Source organism: Clostridium sp. K04, from assembly GCF_019734375.1.
In the GTDB taxonomy this organism is placed as follows: Bacteria; Bacillota; Clostridia; order Clostridiales; family Clostridiaceae; genus Clostridium; species Clostridium saudiense.
Window position 1 is genome coordinate 1 of the sequence record NZ_JAASHD010000057.1, and the last position, 16,855, is coordinate 16,855.

At 27.5% G+C, this 16,855-nt stretch carries 16 protein-coding genes; 14 read left to right on the forward strand and 2 right to left on the reverse strand.

The features are described 5' to 3' along the window. Window positions 1-311: 311 nt before the first annotated feature. The 11 genes from HCG70_RS16185 (at window position 312) to HCG70_RS16235 (ending at window position 13,302) form a co-directional block, all read left to right on the forward strand. Window positions 312-1,625: an ABC transporter substrate-binding protein gene (locus HCG70_RS16185; RefSeq protein ID WP_154821132.1), complete on the forward strand. Its 1,314-nt coding sequence runs from the start codon at window positions 312-314 to the stop codon at window positions 1,623-1,625. Between the two features lie 169 nt (window positions 1,626-1,794). Beyond that, entirely contained in the window at window positions 1,795-2,793 is a 999-nt protein-coding gene (locus HCG70_RS16190) for an ATP-binding cassette domain-containing protein (protein WP_221698009.1), read from the forward strand. A 3-nt stretch (window positions 2,794-2,796) separates the two neighbouring features. Beyond that, the gene (locus HCG70_RS16195) at window positions 2,797-3,615 is read left to right on the forward strand and encodes an ABC-2 family transporter protein (RefSeq protein WP_055276433.1); all 819 of its coding nucleotides are present in this window, start codon (window positions 2,797-2,799) and stop codon (window positions 3,613-3,615) included. Window positions 3,616-3,620: 5 nt separating this feature from the next. Further along, the gene (locus HCG70_RS16200; protein ID WP_042396287.1) at window positions 3,621-4,412 is read left to right on the forward strand and encodes an ABC transporter permease; all 792 of its coding nucleotides are present in this window, start codon (window positions 3,621-3,623) and stop codon (window positions 4,410-4,412) included. A gap of 422 nt (window positions 4,413-4,834) precedes the next feature. Next, the gene (asrA, locus tag HCG70_RS16205; RefSeq protein ID WP_042396285.1) at window positions 4,835-5,872 is read left to right on the forward strand and encodes an anaerobic sulfite reductase subunit AsrA; all 1,038 of its coding nucleotides are present in this window, start codon (window positions 4,835-4,837) and stop codon (window positions 5,870-5,872) included. Continuing rightward, window positions 5,872-6,663 carry an anaerobic sulfite reductase subunit AsrB gene (gene asrB / locus HCG70_RS16210; RefSeq protein ID WP_042396283.1) on the forward strand — a complete coding sequence of 264 codons (792 nt, stop codon included), beginning with the start codon at window positions 5,872-5,874 and terminating at the stop codon, window positions 6,661-6,663. Before asrA ends, asrB begins: the two co-directional genes overlap by 1 nt. 13 nt (window positions 6,664-6,676) lie before the next feature. Beyond that, window positions 6,677-7,729, forward strand: a complete 1,053-nt coding sequence (gene asrC, locus HCG70_RS16215) for a sulfite reductase subunit C (protein WP_042396282.1) — start codon at window positions 6,677-6,679, stop codon at window positions 7,727-7,729. A gap of 136 nt (window positions 7,730-7,865) precedes the next feature. Continuing rightward, entirely contained in the window at window positions 7,866-8,864 is a 999-nt protein-coding gene (locus tag HCG70_RS16220) for a LacI family DNA-binding transcriptional regulator (RefSeq protein WP_154821130.1), read from the forward strand. Between the two features lie 243 nt (window positions 8,865-9,107). Then, window positions 9,108-10,772: an alpha-glucosidase gene (locus HCG70_RS16225; protein WP_042396277.1), complete on the forward strand. Its 1,665-nt coding sequence runs from the start codon at window positions 9,108-9,110 to the stop codon at window positions 10,770-10,772. Window positions 10,773-10,847: 75 nt separating this feature from the next. Further along, complete coding sequence (locus HCG70_RS16230; RefSeq protein ID WP_154821129.1) at window positions 10,848-12,515, forward strand: PTS transporter subunit IIBC; 1,668 nt, start codon at window positions 10,848-10,850, stop codon at window positions 12,513-12,515. A 1-nt stretch (window position 12,516) separates the two neighbouring features. Continuing rightward, entirely contained in the window at window positions 12,517-13,302 is a 786-nt protein-coding gene (locus tag HCG70_RS16235; protein WP_195951228.1) for an endonuclease/exonuclease/phosphatase family protein, read from the forward strand. 133 nt (window positions 13,303-13,435) lie between these two features. On the opposite strand, the gene HCG70_RS16240 is transcribed toward HCG70_RS16235, so the two are convergent. Next, window positions 13,436-13,618 carry an alpha/beta-type small acid-soluble spore protein gene (locus HCG70_RS16240; RefSeq protein ID WP_042396270.1) on the reverse strand — a complete coding sequence of 61 codons (183 nt, stop codon included), beginning with the start codon at window positions 13,616-13,618 and terminating at the stop codon, window positions 13,436-13,438. A gap of 226 nt (window positions 13,619-13,844) precedes the next feature. Further along, window positions 13,845-14,435, reverse strand: a complete 591-nt coding sequence (locus HCG70_RS16245) for an ECF transporter S component (RefSeq protein WP_042396268.1) — start codon at window positions 14,433-14,435, stop codon at window positions 13,845-13,847. A 196-nt stretch (window positions 14,436-14,631) separates the two neighbouring features. On the opposite strand from HCG70_RS16245, the gene HCG70_RS16250 reads away from it, so the two are divergent. Genes HCG70_RS16250 through HCG70_RS16260 form a run of 3 tightly spaced genes read left to right on the forward strand, consistent with a single transcriptional unit; the run spans window position 14,632 to window position 16,822 of the window. Further along, a complete protein-coding gene (locus HCG70_RS16250; protein WP_394805638.1) occupies window positions 14,632-14,970 on the forward strand; it encodes a hypothetical protein in 339 nt (112 codons plus the stop codon). Window positions 14,971-14,976: 6 nt separating this feature from the next. Further along, on the forward strand, window positions 14,977-16,242 hold the full coding sequence (locus HCG70_RS16255) for a TcaA 3rd/4th domain-containing protein (RefSeq protein ID WP_055291219.1): 1,266 nt from the start codon (window positions 14,977-14,979) through the stop codon (window positions 16,240-16,242). Between the two features lie 34 nt (window positions 16,243-16,276). Further along, on the forward strand, window positions 16,277-16,822 hold the full coding sequence (locus HCG70_RS16260; RefSeq protein WP_221698010.1) for a hypothetical protein: 546 nt from the start codon (window positions 16,277-16,279) through the stop codon (window positions 16,820-16,822). Window positions 16,823-16,855 lie beyond the last annotated feature (33 nt).

The following is a 16,855-nucleotide window of genomic DNA, read 5'->3' on the forward strand; positions in this document are numbered from 1 at the left end:
GTTTACTAGCTCAGTCGGTAGAGCACTTGACTTTTAATCAAGGTGTCCGGGGTTCGATTCCCCGGTAAGCCACCAAAGCAACTAAGAATTTTCTTAGTTGCTTTTTTTTATTAATTAATATTTAAAATGAATAAAAATTAAAATATTTCAGTCAATCTTTAGCAAAAGTTCGGAATAATTAGCAATTATCACTGTAAAAGTAAAAAATATTGGAAATTGTAAATGTATACATTAGTATAAAGATATAAATCTAAATAAGTTATAAGAATTAAACATTTAGATTTTTATTAAGAAGGTGAGGGGGAAATATAATGAAAAGAGGATTATGTTCGGTTTTAGCTACTATAGTATGTACAAGTTTATTTGTAGGTTGTCAAGGGAATGATGAAGTAGATAAGAATATTACTGAAATAAAGGATAATAAGGTTACTTTAACAGTTTTAACAAATAGAACAGATATTGTTAATACAGATTTAAAAGCATTTTCTGATAAATATACAGAAAATAATCCAAATGTAAAAATTGAATGGCAAGGTATAACAGACTATGAAGGGGATACAAAGGTAAGGCTTAATTCAAGTGATTATGGTGATGTACTTTTAATTCCAAATAGTTTACCAGTTTCTGAACTTCCAACTTATTTTGAACCACTTGGAAAATCAACAGATTCTGAGATAAAAGATTATAAATCTAATACAAATAAAGCTGTTTATGATGAGGAAAGTGGAGAATATACAGTTTATGGATTAACGTATGGGTTAGGTGCAGAAGGTATAGTTTATAATAAAGCAGCTTTTAAAGAAGCAGGAATAGAAGAGTTACCAAAAACTTTAGATGAGTTATATGAAGCGGCAGAAAAGCTTAAAGAGGTAGGAATAATTCCACTAGCAACCAATTTTAATGATAAATGGCCATTAAAAGAATGGTTTATGTATGGATGGATGTTAAGTGGAAATCAAAATTATAAGAATGAATCTTATAATGAAAAAGATATATTTGCAAGTGATAAGCCATTAGGGAAATCACTTGATGTACTATATGAATTTGTAAGTAATGGATGGGTTGAGGAAGATTTAGCAACTACAAATTGGGAACAATCAAAAGTAGATTTAGCTAATGGTAAAATAGCTATGGCAATACTAGGAACATGGGCAATTCCTCAAGTACAAAGTTTAGCTGAGAATTCAGACGATATAGGATTTATGCCAGTTCCAACAGAAGATGGTACTTTATATTCAGTATGTAGTCCAGACTGGGCATTAGCTGTAAGTAATAAGTCAAAGCATAAGGATGAGGCAAAAGATTTTTTATATGCATTTTTAAAATCTGATTATGCAGATGTAAATGGATTTATTCCAGCTAAAGAAGGTATAGAGTCAAACAATACAGTAATTAAGGAATTCCTAGAATCTGGAGTAAATACATTAGTAGAGGAACCAGCAACAGTTGAACAAGAAGGAAAGTTTGATCTTATTACAAATGAAGGTTCTATTGATATATGGGGAGGAACTTTTGTTCAAGATTCTGCATTAGCAGCTAAGAGAAGTAGGGAAGAGTTTGAAAAAGAAGTAGATAAATTAAATAACTCTTGGAATAAAGCACAAGAAACATTAGAAATAAAATAATAGTTAGTATATAAGGAAATAAAAGACTAAAGTCCAATGATAGACTTTAGTCTTTTTATCGTTAAATATTACAAAAATATTGTAAAATAAAACAAAATTAATAAATACTACAGAAATTATAAAAGAAGTAGTATAAAATTTATATGAAATGATGAAGAAAGGTGAGTTTATGATACGGGTTGAGAATTTAAGCAAAGAATTTAAAAGTAATAAAAAATATCCTGGGTTTAAAGGTGCTATTAAATCTTTTTTTTCTACAGAATATATAACTAAAAAAGCTGTGGATGACATTAGTTTTGAAATAAATGATGGAGAAATCGTTGGATATATTGGAGCAAATGGAGCAGGAAAATCAACGACTATAAAAATGATGACTGGTATTTTAACACCTACAAGTGGAAGGGTTTATGTTAATAATTTAGTGCCTTATGAAAATAGAGAAGAGAATGCAAAAAATATTGGGGTTGTTTTTGGTCAAAAGACTCAGTTATGGTGGGATCTACCTATATCAGAGACCTTTTCATTATTAAAGGATATATATGATGTAAGTGATGCGGATTTTGAAGAGAGAATGAAATTCTTAAAGGAAGTGTTAGGATTAGAGGAGTTCTTTTTAAGTCCTGTTAGAACTTTATCTTTAGGTCAGAGAATGAGGGCAGATTTAGCAGCTGCACTAATACATAATCCACAGGTAATATATCTTGATGAACCAACGATAGGATTAGATGTAGTTGTAAAAGAAAATGTTCGTAAAGCTATAAAGGAAATTAATTTGAAGTATGGCACAACTATCATATTAACTACTCATGATTTAGATGATATTGAGGAACTTTGCAATAGAATTATTATTATTGATAAGGGGAAGAAGATATATGATGGTGAGATTAAAGGGGTTAAAGAAGAGTATGGGTATTTAGCAACTGTAGAAATACAAGTAAAAGAGGAAATTTCTTTAGAAAGCTTAAATATCTTTGATGATATATATAAAGATAAAGATTTTAAAATAGATTTTAAAGAAAATAAACTATTTATTACATTTAATATAAATAAGATATCTTCTTCAGAAATAATAAGTAGAGTAATGAAAAAAATAACAGTGGTAGACTTTGCTGTGAAAGAAACAAGTATAGAGGATATTGTAAAGAAGATGTATAAAAATGAGGTGTAATCGATGTTTAAATTAAATAGATACAAGCCTTATATTCCATTTGCTAGAAATGTTTTTCAAAGATTAATATCTTATAAAGCTAATGTGCTTTTCTTTATGTTTGGTGATTTGCTTATGTTGGCTGTAACATATTATTTATGGAAAGCTATTTATGAAAGTAGTAATGAAAGTATTCTAAATGGATTTGGATTTAATGAAATGATAATTTATATTTTTATATCATTTATTACTTCTGTTATGATAAGTGTTGATATCAGTCATGATATTTCAAGAGAAGTTAAGGATGGCTCTATTGCAATAAATTTAGTTAGACCACTGAATTATGAAAAAAGAATGTTGTTTCAGGGGTTAGGAAGTATATTATATAATTTTATTGTAATTTTTATAATTACATTTTCTATAACTACAATTTTGTATTATAAGTTTTTTGGTTATGTAAGTATTGTAAGAATATTATTATATTTTTTTAGTGTTATTATAGGGATATTTATTAATTTTTACTTTAGCTATATATTTGGCCTTGTTGCTTTTAAAATAACAAATATGTGGGGGTTGTCACAAATAATGCAGGCTATAGTGAATTTGTTGTCTGGAATGTTAATTCCAATAGCGTTTTTTCCAGAATGGGCTCAGGCAATAATTAACTTATTACCATTTAGTTCATCTATTTATACTCCAACAATGATTTATTTAGGAAAGATTACTGGAGCAGATATTATAATAGCATTAGGATTACAGATATTTTGGGTAATAGTACTTATGATAATTTCTAAAATAATGTGGAAAGCTTTGATTAAAAATTTAACTATTTTAGGGGGGTAAGATATATGAAGAAGTACTGCAAATTATATATAAAGTTCTTACAACAATATATCAAGACCTTGATAGAGTATAGAGCGGATTTTATTTTAGGGCTTATAGGTTTTTTGTTTGTACAATCTATAGGAGTTATTTTTATAGGGTTAATATTTAATAATATACCATCATTAAAGGGATGGAGTTTTTATGAAATATTATTTATATATGGTTTTGCTCAAATTCCTAGAGGAATAGATCATGTTTTTACAGATCAGCTTTGGATATTTAGTTGGCAAACTATAGTTGAAGGAAAATTTGATAAGTATTTAGTAAGACCATTAAATCCATTATTTCAAGTTATAGTTGAAAAATTTCAACCAGATGGCTTTGGTGAGATAATTATAGGTAGTATTCTTTTAATATTTTCATGGGTTAAATTAGGCGTTGAAGTTACTATTATAAAGATGATATCGTTAGTTATTATTATTATATTTGCAAGTTTTATTTATACAGCCATAAAACTTGCTGTTGCTTCCATAGCATTTTGGGTTAAATTTGCACAAAGCTATCTTTTCATGGTTTATCAATTAAGTACATTTGTTAAATATCCAATAACGATTTATCCAGGGTGGATTAGAGGTGTATTAACATTTATAATTCCTTTTGCATTTACAGGATATTTTCCAAGTGCATATTTATTAGGAAAAGGAAGTTTTGTTTTAGGGGTCGTGATGACTTGTTTTATAGGTGTTGTTAGTTTGTTAGTAGCTTATAGAATATGGCTTTTAGGTATTAGTAGATATGAAAGTAGTGGAAGCTAAAATATAAAAAAGATAGAAAAAAGGTTATATTAATATTTATTTAATATAATCTTTTTTTTGTATTTATAATACCATAACTTTTACTTGTGGTTTTAGAAAGTTTTTAGAGTGGAGTAAAAATAATAGAAGCAAATGCATAAAAAAATCATATGCATATAATTTTTAGTATACTATGCAAATTGAGAGTTTCACAGTTTATGTATATACGATTAACAAGCCTTTTATAGTCCTACTGATTAATTAATTTGAAATCGATATGATATAGATAAATTCTTTAAAGAGCCAATTAGAAAAAGTTGTTATAAAAGTTTTAAATGGTAATTATGATAAAGTTCGATTGTTAATTTAATAACGAAAGTAGTATAGTGAGGTTGTAGATAAAAATTTTTAAAAGCTTAAAATATAGAGTTGGAGGAATAGATATGGGATATAAATTGTTATCAAATGAAGTAAATAATTTATTTGAAGAATTGAAAAGGGAGTATATGATATATGCACCAAAAAGATTCTTAAAACAAGGCAGATATTCAGATACAGATATAATTAAGTATGGTGAAGTTAATTCTTTTCAAGAAATTGTTTATAAAGAAAAATCGACATATCCAGCAAAAGAATTAATTACACCAATTAATCAAACGTTATACTTTTTTACTGAAGATGAATTTAGAGAAAGTAAAAATCCATATGGTGATAAAAAGATATTAATATTTGCAAGACCTTGTGATATAAATGCACAAAAAAGACAAGATAAAATTTACTTGGAAAATGGTGGATTTGAAGACGCCTTTTATAAAAGAATTAGAGAAAAGGTTAAGTTTGTCTGTATAGAGTGTGTTGAAGGATTTGATACTTGTTTTTGTACAACAATGGGAAGTAACAAAACAGATGATTATAGCTTAGCTGTGAGATTTGATGAAAATTCAGCATTATTTAACATTAATGATAACGAGTTTGATAAGTATTTCACAGATTGTGCTAAAGAAGAATTTGAACTTAAATTTATAGAGAAGAATATGGCAGAGGTTAATCTTCCAGAAATAGAAAGTAAGGAAGTATTAAATAAATTAAAAGAACATTCAGTATGGAAAGAGTATGATAAAAGATGTATTCAATGTGGAAGCTGTACTGTAGCTTGTCCAACATGTTCTTGCTATACAACTAGAGATATAATTTACAATGAAAATGCTAATGTTGGAGAAAGAAAAAGAGTACAGGCATCTTGCCATATTGATGGGTTTGATGAAATGGCAGGAGGACACAGATTTAGAACTAATGCTAGCGATAAAATGAGATATAAGATATTACATAAAATACATGACTATAAAGAACAATTTGGAGATAATCACATGTGCGTAGGTTGTGGAAGATGTACAGATAGATGTCCAGAACATATTTCTATTACAGCAACTATAAACAAAGTAGACAAGGCAGTTAAAGAAATTGTTGGAGGTAAAAATTAATGCGCAATATATTAACACCAAAAGCATATAAAATTATTGATGTAAGAAAAGAAAGTAATTTAGAATATACATTTAAAGTTGAAACTGATATTAAAGTTGAACATGGACAGTTTTTACAATTATCAATTCCTAAAGTTGGAGAAGCTCCGATATCAGTTAGTGGGTTTGGTGATGGATATTTAGAATTTACTATTCGTTCAGTAGGAAAAGTAACAGATAAAATTTTTACTTTACAACCAGGAGATACATTATTTTTAAGAGGTTCTTATGGTAAGGGATGGCCAGTTGAAAAATTAAAAGGTAAAAATGTAATTATAGTAGCAGGAGGAACAGGGGTTGCTCCAGTAAGAAGTATGATAAATATGTTTTTTAATGATGAAACATATACAAAAAGTGTTAATTTAATATGTGGCTTTAAAGATGAAAATTCAGTTCTTTTTAAAGATGAATTAGCATTATGGAAAGAAAAATTTGAAGCTATATATACATTAGATAAGGGTGAAAAAGAAGGGTTTGAAAATGGATTAGTTACAACACATTTAGCTAAGCTACCATTCGAAAAATTTGGAGATAATTATGAAGTAATAATAGTAGGACCACCAATGATGATGAAATTTACATCTTTAGAATTTGTAAAATTGGGAGTTCCAGAAGAGAAAATATATGTTTCTTTTGAAAGAAAAATGTCTTGCGCAGTAGGAAAATGTGGACATTGTAGAGTAGATGAAACTTATGTTTGTCTAGAAGGTCCTGTATTTAATTATACTAAAGCAAAGGATTTATTAGATTAGGAGGAATTATATTATGAATCACGATATAGATATAAAGAAGACTAGAATAAATTGTTTCCGTCAATCAAAAGTTCCTGGAGAATTTATGTTACAAATGCGCATTCCAGGGGGAACAATAAATGCAAAATACTTAAGTGATGTAGAACATATATCATTAACTTGGGGGAATGGAACTTTCCACATGGGAATGAGACAAACTTTTAATATTCCAGGAATAAAATATGAAAATATAGAATCAGTTAATGAATATATTAAAGAATATATTAAAGAAGTAGAAGTTGATGAATGTAATTGTAATATGCCTATAGATGATAAGGGATATCCTACAATAGGTGCTAGAAATATAATGGCATGTATAGGGAATACACATTGCATAAAAGGAAATATAAATACTAAGGAATTAGCAACAAAGGTAGAAAACTTAATATTCCCATCACATTATCATATTAAGGTATCAATTGCAGGTTGTCCTAATGACTGTGGTAAGGCTCACTTCCAAGATTTTGGGGTAATTGGTCAAGCTAGAATGGAATATCATAAGGAAAGATGTATTGGATGTGGAGCTTGTGTAAAAGCATGTGATCATCATGCAACAAGAGTATTAAGTTTAAATGAAAATGGATTAGTAGATAAAGATCCATGTTGTTGTGTAGGTTGTGCTGAATGTGTATTAGCATGTCCAACAAGTGCATGGACTCGTAGTCCTAAAAAATTCTATAGAATAGTTATAGGTGGTAGAACTGGTAAACAAAATCCTAGAATGGGCAAAACATTTGTTAACTTTGCAAGTGAAGAAACAGTTCTTGGAATATTTGCGAATTGGCAAAAGTTCTCAGCTTGGGCGTTAGATTATAAACCAGAATATTTACATGGTGGACATTTAATAGATAGAGCTGGATATAATAAGTTTAAAGAAATTATTTTAGATGGTGTTGAGCTTAATAAAGAAGCGTTAGTTGCAGAAAATATATATTGGGCAGAAACAGAGTATAGATCTAATATAAACGTCAAAGCTATAAGCAAGCATAAATCAATAAGTACAACTAGACCTATTAAAGATAATTAAATATAAAAATATATAAAAATAGTAGCATGATAAAATGTTTAATTTACAACTATTAAATATTAAGAAGTGCTACTATTTATTTTGCTAAAAATTTATAATATAATGATTTTAATATTATAAATGAGAGGTATTAAGTATGAAGGTAACAATAAAGGATGTAGCAAGAGAAGCACAAGTGGCAACGTCTACAGTTTCTAGAGTTTTGGCAAATAGCAGAAAAATAAGTGAAGAAACTAAGGAAAGGGTAAATGAAGCTATAAAAAAATTAAATTATACGCCTAGTATAGTTGCAAGAGGTTTAGCTAATAATAGAACAAGAATATTAGCTGTCCTACTACCAGGGGGTGCAGAGGTTTCGTTTGAAAATCCATTTTTTGTCCAAGCAATGAAGGGAATTAGTATGTATGCAGAAAAAGAGGATTATTATATCATGTATGCATTTAAAGATAAAAAGGCTGATGAAGAAGAATGGGTAAAGAAAGTAACAGAAGGTAATCTTATAGATGGTTTATGTCTTTTTAATGTAAAAGACAATGATATTACAATTAACTATTTAAAGAAAAAACAATTCCCTTTTGTTGTTATAGGTAGGCCAGAACAAATAGATGGTGTTTTATGGGTTGATAATGATAATTTTGCAGCTGTATATAATTTAACTCAAAAACTGATTGAAAGAGGAAATAAAACTATCGCATTTATTGGAGCTAAATCAGATATAAATGTTTCGAAAGATAGATTAAATGGATACAAACAGGCTATGTATAGCAGGAATATAGAAATTGATAATGAGTTAATAATTGAAATGAATAATTTTACTGAAGAAGAAGGATACATTGCAGCGCATAGAATTTTAGAAAAAAATAAAGTTAATGCTATTATTGCTACAGATGACTTATTAGGTTTTGGAGTACAACGAGCAATAGAAGAATTAGTATATAAAGATATATCTGTTGTTGGATTTAATAATATTCCTTTATCTCAATATAAGAATCCACCTTTAGCTTCAGTGGATATAAACTCTGAAAAATTGGGTAGATATGCAACAAAGCTTATTATAGATAAGTTAGAAAATAGAGAAAATAAAGGTTATCATGTTATAGAAACCAATTTAATAGAAAGAGAATCATTAAAGTAAATATATAAATTATGCAACCGATTGCATTAATGAGAGGAAAAGGAAGATAAATGAATGTAATCGTAAAATTTGAGGAATTTTGGCCCAAATTAGTGTTGTAAACAATTTCTTGAAATGTTATATTAAATTTAGAAATTTTAAAAAAGACAAGCTTATAGTCTTTTTTTAAATATGTACAGCTGTGAAGCTGTACATATTATTTAAACAGTTATGCAACCGATTGCATGAATTAGGGGTGAAAATATGGAGAGAGTTTGGTGGAAAGAAGCGGTTGGGTATCAAATATATCCAAGAAGTTTTAAAGATTCTAATGGTGATGGAATTGGGGATTTAAAAGGAATAACATCTAAGTTAGATTATTTAAAAGATTTAGGAATTGATGTTATTTGGATATGTCCTATGTATAAATCTCCAAATGATGATAATGGATATGATATTAGTGATTATCAAGATATTATGAGTGATTTTGGGAATATGGATGATTTTGATGAATTACTTAGGGAAGTACATGCTAGACAGATGAAATTGATAATTGATTTAGTTGTAAATCATACAAGCGATGAACATAAATGGTTTATAGAATCAAAATCATCAAAAGATAATCCAAAAAGAGATTGGTATATTTGGAGAGCTGGAAAGGATAATAAGGAGCCTAATAATTGGGAAAGTATTTTTAAGGGATCTGTATGGGAATTTGATAAAAATACAGAAGAATATTTTATGCATTTATTTACTAAGAAACAACCAGATTTAAATTGGGATAATAAAGAAGTAAGAGAAGCTATTTATTCAATGATAAACTGGTGGTTAGATAAAGGAATTGATGGATTTAGAGTAGATGCAATAAGTCATATTAAAAAAGAAGATGGATTAGTAGATATGCCAAACCCTAAAGGGTTAAAATATGTAGAATCATTTGATAAACATATGAATGTTTCTGGAATTCATAAATATTTAAAAGAACTTAAAGAAAGAACTTTCGATAAGTATGACATTATGACTGTAGGAGAAGCTAATGGAGTAGATGCTGAAGAAGCAGATTTGTGGGTTGGAGAAAAAGATGGGAAGTTTAATATGATATTCCAATTCGAACACTTACATTTATGGGGAGCTGAAAGTGAGAACAATTTTAATGTTAGAAATTATAAGAAAGTATTAACAAAATGGCAAAAAGCTTTGGATGGAAAAGGGTGGAATGCACTATATATAGAAAATCATGATATACCTAGAGTTACATCAACTTGGGGAAATGATAAAGAATACTTAAAAGAATGTGCAACTGCTTTTGGTCTTATGTATTTTATGCAACAAGGTACACCATTCATTTATCAAGGACAAGAGATAGGGATGACAAATGTAAAATTTGATTCTATTTATGACTATAACGATGTTAAGGGAATAAATATCTATAAGGAAAAGGTTGAACAAGGATTAAGTGGTGAGGAAGCATTAAAATATGTATGGGCAGTATCAAGAGATAATTCACGTACTCCAATGCAATGGGATAGTAGTGAAAATTCTGGATTTACTACTGGAAAGCCGTGGATCAAAATAAATAAAAATCATAAATATATAAATGTAAAAGATCAATTAAAAGATGAAAATTCTATTTTAAACTTTTATAAAAAAATGATTAATATAAGAAAAGAAAATAAAACTCTTATATATGGTAGTTATGATTTAATACTAGAAGATCATGAGAAAATATATGCTTATACGAGAATTATGAGGGAAGAGGAATTTGTAATAATAGTTAATTTATCTCATGATAATGTTAAGTATTCTTATGATATTAACCTTCATAGTGATGGATTATTATTAAGTAATTATAATGTTGAAAAACATGCTTTATTAACTGAGTTTGATTTAAGGCCATATGAAGCAAGAATTTATAAGGTTATAAAATAAAGAATATTTAAAAGTATTAATAATTAAAAATATTTGTAATAAATTACATTGCAAATGAAAAAAGGGGAATTTAAAATGGGTAAAACAAAGAAAAAGGGCAAATTATTATCATTTGATTTTTGGCAAAAATTCGGAAAAGCTTTATTAGTAGTTATAGCTGTTATGCCAGCAGCTGGATTAATGATTACTTTTGGTAAGCTTTTAGGAATGTATTTTGAAGCTGATATAATACAAGCTATATCTAGAGTAATGGATAATATAGGGTGGAGCATTATAGGAAATCTTCATATATTATTTGCAGTTGCAATAGGTGGATCATGGGCTAAAGAAAGAGCTGGAGGGGCTTTTGCAGGATTATTATCATTTGTGTTAATTAATCGTATTACAGGAGCAATTTTTGGTGTAACTACAGAAATGTTATCTGATAGTACAGCAACAGTTAAATCTTTATTAGGAGCTACATTAACTGTTCCAGATTACTTCACAAGTGTTTTAGGATCACCAGCACTTAATATGGGAGTGTTTATTGGTATTATCTCAGGTTTCTTAGGAGCAACATTATTTAATAAATATTACAATTATAATAAACTACCACAAGCTTTAAGCTTTTTTAATGGAAAAAGATTTGTTCCTTTCGTTGTTATTTTATGGTCAACAATTACAGCATTAGTATTATCAATAGTATGGCCTTTTGCACAAGGGGCATTAAATAGTTTTGGTATTTGGCTTGCAAATTCAAAAGATACGGCTCCTGTTTTAGCACCATTTATATATGGAGCTTTAGAACGTTTGTTACTACCATTTGGTTTACATCATATGCTTACTATTCCTGTTAACTATACTGAGTTAGGTGGGGTTTATACATCTTTAACTGGTGCAGCTGCAGGAACTGTGATTGCAGGGCAAGATCCATTGTGGTTTGCATGGATTACAGATTTAATTAACTTTAAATCTGCAGGAAATATGACAGAATATAATAACTTATTAGCTACAGTTGTTCCAGCAAGATTTAAAGTAGGACAAGTAATTTTATCAACTGCATCATTATTAGGGGTTGCCTTTGCTATGTATAAAAATGTTGATGCGGATAAGAAGAAAAAATATAAATCTATGTTTGTATCTATAGGATTAGCAGTATTTTTAACAGGTGTAAGTGAACCAATAGAATTCTTATTTATGTTTATCTCACCAGTACTTTATATTGTTTATGCAATACTTACAGGTTTAGCATTTGCATTAGCAGATATAATAAATTTAAGAGTTCATGCCTTTGGAGCAATAGAACTTATAACTCGTATACCAATGCTTGTTAATGCTGGATTAGTTGGAGATGTTATTAATTTTATAATTGCATGTTTAGCGTTTTTCGGAATTAATTTTGGAGTATTTAATTTCTGCATTAAAAAATTTAAAATACCTACTCCAGGACGTCTAGGAAACTATGATGAAGAAAAGGAAAGTGAAGAGGTCAAGGAAGTGGCTGTAGATAAAACAACAGCTAACGATACATTAGCCGTAAAAATAATTTCTTTATTAGGAGAGAAAGAAAATATTGAAGATGTAGATGCTTGTATGACTAGGTTAAGAGTTACTGTAAAGGAAGTTTCTAAAGTAGCTGAAGAAAAAGAGTGGAAGAGAAATGGTGCATTAGGATTAATATTAAAAGATAATGGAGTACAAGCAATATATGGGCCAAAGGCAGATGTTTTAAAATCTGATATTCAAGATTTATTAGGAGTATAATATGAAGCTTTTAACTTTAAATTGTCATTCTTGGCAAGAAGATAATCAAATTGAAAAAATTAAATATTTGGCTAAGATAATAAAAGAAAAACAATATGATGTCATAGCGCTTCAAGAAGTTAGTCAAAAAATTAATTCGAAATTATTACAGGCTATGATAAAAGAGGATAATTTTGCACAGCTATTAATTGAAGAGTTAAATAAAATTAATGAAAGTAAATATAACTTTATATGGGATTACTCCCATATAGGTTATGATATATATGAAGAAGGATTAGCCATATTAACTAAACATAAAATAAAAGATTGTAAATCATTTTATGTTTCTAAAAGTGATAATAAAAGAAATTATAGAAGTAGAAAAATTATAAGTATCACAGTTAATATTGAAGGTAATGAGGTTGATTTTTATAGTTGTCATACTGGATGGTGGAATGATGATATAGAACCTTTTAAATATCATGCTGATATGCTTATTGAAAATATAAGTGATGATAGATTAGCCTTTGTTATGGGGGATTTTAATAATAATGCATATGTAAGAAATGAAGGTTATGATTATTTAATGAAATTAGGTTTAAAAGACACTTATGTAATGGCTGAGGAAAAAGATGATGGTGTTACAGTAAAAGGTAAAATTGCAGGGTGGGAAATGCAAGAAGAAGATAAAAGATTAGATTTAATACTGACAAATAGAGAAATAAAAGTTTTGAGATCTAAAGTTATCTTTAATAAAGATAATAAACATATTATCTCAGATCACTATGGGGTAGAAGTTTTAATATAAATATGATGATGATATTTATTTATAACTGTTAATAAAATTTATTATCATTTTAAAAGAAAAAAGGAAGAGAGTGTAAATATTATGCAATATTCACACTCTCTAATTTTATTAACTTATTTTTTTGTGGAGTTAGTTATTTCATTCCTTGTTCGTATTGTTCAACCATTCTCTTAACCATTTCTCCACCAACGCTTCCGCATTGTTTAGAAGTTAAGTTTCCGTTGTAGTCTGTGAAAGGAACACCCATTTCGCTTGCTACTTCATTCTTAAATTTTGATAATCCGTTTTTTGCTTCTGGTACTAACTTTTGAGCCATAAAAGACCCTCCTTTAAATAAATTAATATTTATTTTCCTTTGTAAGTAATCTTTCTTACTTACACTAGTATTATGTGTAGAAGTAAATTATATAATCTATAAAAGTAAAGGAAGTATAGGAAAAAAAGAATATATTAACTAAGATGTGGAAGTGGAAAAATATCATAAAAGAAAATTCAATGCATATTTTGATAAGAAGTTTATCAAAATATGCATTCAAAAATAGTTAATTTCTTTTAAGTTTAAGCATTGTAACGACTATTGGAATTGTTATTAGGGCTGAAACTATAGCTTCAGGAATTCCGTTTGTTAATCCAACAGTAAGCAAAGTGCCAGCAACAGCTTCTCTTGAAATTTCTCTAGCTTGTGCATATTGATCAAGATATAGAATATAAGTTAATCCTAATACACCAATTGTATTAGTTAATGTTCCTAAAACTGCAGCTATTCCAGCACATACTCCTGTATTTTTAATTTTACTTTTAAATAGTTTGAATGAATAATAAGCTACAATACCAATTAACATTCTTGGAATTAATGCCACAATAGGATTCCAGAATATAAAAGAAGTTAAGCCAGGAGCAGTAATGTTTTGATACATTGAAAATAATCCAAAAATTAAACCTACTGATATTCCGACTACTGGGCCTTCTAATAATGCTCCTATGATTACAGGAATATGCATAATAGTAAGACTGAATATTGGTAAACGTATTAATCCTAATCCGCTTACACCAAGGAATATTGAAATTCCACCTAGAGCTCCTATGAGAACAAGTCTTCTAGTCTTAGAGCTAGATTTTTTTTTATTTTTCATTGATCTCTCTCCTAATTTATTATTAAAATTTTATAACTATATTCAAACATTAATTTAATATAAAGCGATAAATTATTCAAGTATTATTCATCATATAAATAAATAAAACACTGAATAATGAAATAAAATGTTGAATAGCACAGGAAATGTAGTATATTATGAAAGTGTAAACTAATTATACAAGGAGATGAAGAAAATGAGATTATTTAGTATTAATGATTTGAATTTTAATGAAGAGGATTTTTTAGATAATATAAATGAATATGAAGATATAATTCCTATAATTGAAGAACTGCAAAATTCTTTAAGTTATGATGAAATTGAATGTGTTGGTGAAAATGAATGTTGTAATAAAACCAATAAAAATTATATAGTAGAAATTCAAGGATTTATAGATGGAAATGATGAGTTTATAACTAAGGAAGAACTTGAAAATAATCCTACAAGAGCACAAGGTGAAATAATGGATTTATTTGTAATAAGATTATATAAGTGTGTTGATTGTGGAAAATGGATTATAGATATTTTGGAGTAAGATTAAATGGCAAAAGGAACTATTATGTTTAAGAATATGGCCAACAAATTTAAAGTTTATTTAGAATGTAAAATAAGTGATATAAAAAATATAAAAGAATTAGGGATAATAGAAGTATTAAATAGAACTAAGGTAATTATTATTTCATTAATTTCTTTTATGATGATTTTTGGATTTATATTGTTTAATGCAATAAATATAAGTGAAGAGGAAATGCTAGAGGATTTAAAAAAGTCATTAATTACTGAAAATAGCTTCAAAATAGCTAAAATTATAAGAGTAAGGGATGAAAAAATATCAGAAAGTGAATTTAAGCCTCTTTTTAATTATTACAGTGGAAATGAAGATAAAATAAAAAAATTAATAAATGAATTAAGAAAAAATGGAGAATACGGAAATTTTGAAATAAAAAGTAAGCAAGGACTATTTTATAAAAGATATTATATTGCTTTAGATACTGTTGAAGTTGAATTTACTACTAACACAAAAGATATAAAGGTTGAATTTGAAGATAAGAAATTTAATTTGCAGGATGTTGCCCAGTTTGATGTTATTCCAGGTATTTATAATGTTAAATATACTTATGAAACACAATTTGGAGATATTTGTAATGATATTAATATAAGCATACTTGAAGACAAAAAGGTTGAACTTAAGATTGATGGCAATTATGTTACTTTATATTCAAATTTTGATGATGCAAAGGTATTAATAAATAATGAGAATACAGGTTTATTAGCAAAGGAGATTAAAAACTTTGGGCCTATACCTAAGGAAAAAGATATAGTAATTAAATTACAGAGAGAATTTCCTTGGGGAACTATAGAAAGTGATGAAGAAAATATAAGTAATCAGGAATATATTAAGCTAGATATAAGCATGGTAAATGATGAATTAATTAATATTGTAAGTAAAGATATTAATGGGTTTTATGAATCCGTATTTGAAGGATTAAATAAAAGAAATAAGGAGAACATCATTAATTGTACAGATAGTGTTAGAGATTCAGTATATAATTATATAAATGAAAAAACATTACTATTTTCTAATAATTATGAAATTGCAGATATGAATGTAGAAATTGAAAAAAGTGATTTTAAATATGAAGATAGTGTATATAAGGCAAGTGTTGTAACAAAGGTTAATTATAATATCTATAAAAAAATATTACCTTTCTTTAAAACTTATAATGAGAGTTCATTTATATTAGGATTAGAATATATTGATAATAACTTTCGAATAACTGAAATACAAAAGGTTGAAATAGAGTAAAGTTTAAAACAAATGATGATAAGATGGGGGATATATGAAGTTTAAAAACAAAATTATTTATGCAGTATTAATTATATTGTTAATTAATACAAATTATGTTTTTGCCGAAAAAAGTGATTCAATTAAAAATGAAATAGAAGATAATAAAAATAAAATTGAAAGTTTAGAAGAGGAAAAATCTAATCTGAATAGTGAAATTCAAGGGAAAAAAGATGAAGTTAGTGATTTAGAAGAGATTATTACTGAAAAGGAAAATGAGTTGTATGCTCTTCAAGTTGAAATAAGTGAATATCAAAAACAAATAGATAATATGCAAAGTGAAATTTCTGAGTTAATTAACTCCATAAATGAAAGTAAGTTAGAAGTTGAAAATAAAGAGAAATATGTTGTGGAACTTAAAGAGGAAGAGAATAGAATCAAGGAATTATTAGACGCAAGAATTAGAAGTGTTTATAAGGTGGATTTATCAAAACAATATATTTACATGTTAATTAAAAGTAAGAATATCTTTGAAATTTTTCAAAATTTAAATAATATAATAGGGATGAGCATAATTGATCTTTTAAAAAGTGAATATTAATTAGAGATGAAAAAATAGGAAAATTAGGATTAT

Coding starts and splice junctions, on each gene's coding strand:
- HCG70_RS16185 (WP_154821132.1), top strand. CDS start 312: ATGAAAAGAGGATTATGTTCGGTTTTAGCTACTATAGTATGTACAAGT.
- HCG70_RS16190 (WP_221698009.1), top strand. CDS start 1,795: ATGATACGGGTTGAGAATTTAAGCAAAGAATTTAAAAGTAATAAAAAA.
- HCG70_RS16195 (WP_055276433.1), top strand. CDS start 2,797: ATGTTTAAATTAAATAGATACAAGCCTTATATTCCATTTGCTAGAAAT.
- HCG70_RS16200 (WP_042396287.1), top strand. CDS start 3,621: ATGAAGAAGTACTGCAAATTATATATAAAGTTCTTACAACAATATATC.
- asrA (WP_042396285.1), top strand. CDS start 4,835: ATGGGATATAAATTGTTATCAAATGAAGTAAATAATTTATTTGAAGAA.
- asrB (WP_042396283.1), top strand. CDS start 5,872: ATGCGCAATATATTAACACCAAAAGCATATAAAATTATTGATGTAAGA.
- asrC (WP_042396282.1), top strand. CDS start 6,677: ATGAATCACGATATAGATATAAAGAAGACTAGAATAAATTGTTTCCGT.
- HCG70_RS16220 (WP_154821130.1), top strand. CDS start 7,866: ATGAAGGTAACAATAAAGGATGTAGCAAGAGAAGCACAAGTGGCAACG.
- HCG70_RS16225 (WP_042396277.1), top strand. CDS start 9,108: ATGGAGAGAGTTTGGTGGAAAGAAGCGGTTGGGTATCAAATATATCCA.
- HCG70_RS16230 (WP_154821129.1), top strand. CDS start 10,848: ATGGGTAAAACAAAGAAAAAGGGCAAATTATTATCATTTGATTTTTGG.
- HCG70_RS16235 (WP_195951228.1), top strand. CDS start 12,517: ATGAAGCTTTTAACTTTAAATTGTCATTCTTGGCAAGAAGATAATCAA.
- HCG70_RS16240 (WP_042396270.1), bottom strand. CDS start 13,618: ATGGCTCAAAAGTTAGTACCAGAAGCAAAAAACGGATTATCAAAATTT.
- HCG70_RS16245 (WP_042396268.1), bottom strand. CDS start 14,435: ATGAAAAATAAAAAAAAATCTAGCTCTAAGACTAGAAGACTTGTTCTC.
- HCG70_RS16250 (WP_394805638.1), top strand. CDS start 14,632: ATGAGATTATTTAGTATTAATGATTTGAATTTTAATGAAGAGGATTTT.
- HCG70_RS16255 (WP_055291219.1), top strand. CDS start 14,977: ATGGCAAAAGGAACTATTATGTTTAAGAATATGGCCAACAAATTTAAA.
- HCG70_RS16260 (WP_221698010.1), top strand. CDS start 16,277: ATGAAGTTTAAAAACAAAATTATTTATGCAGTATTAATTATATTGTTA.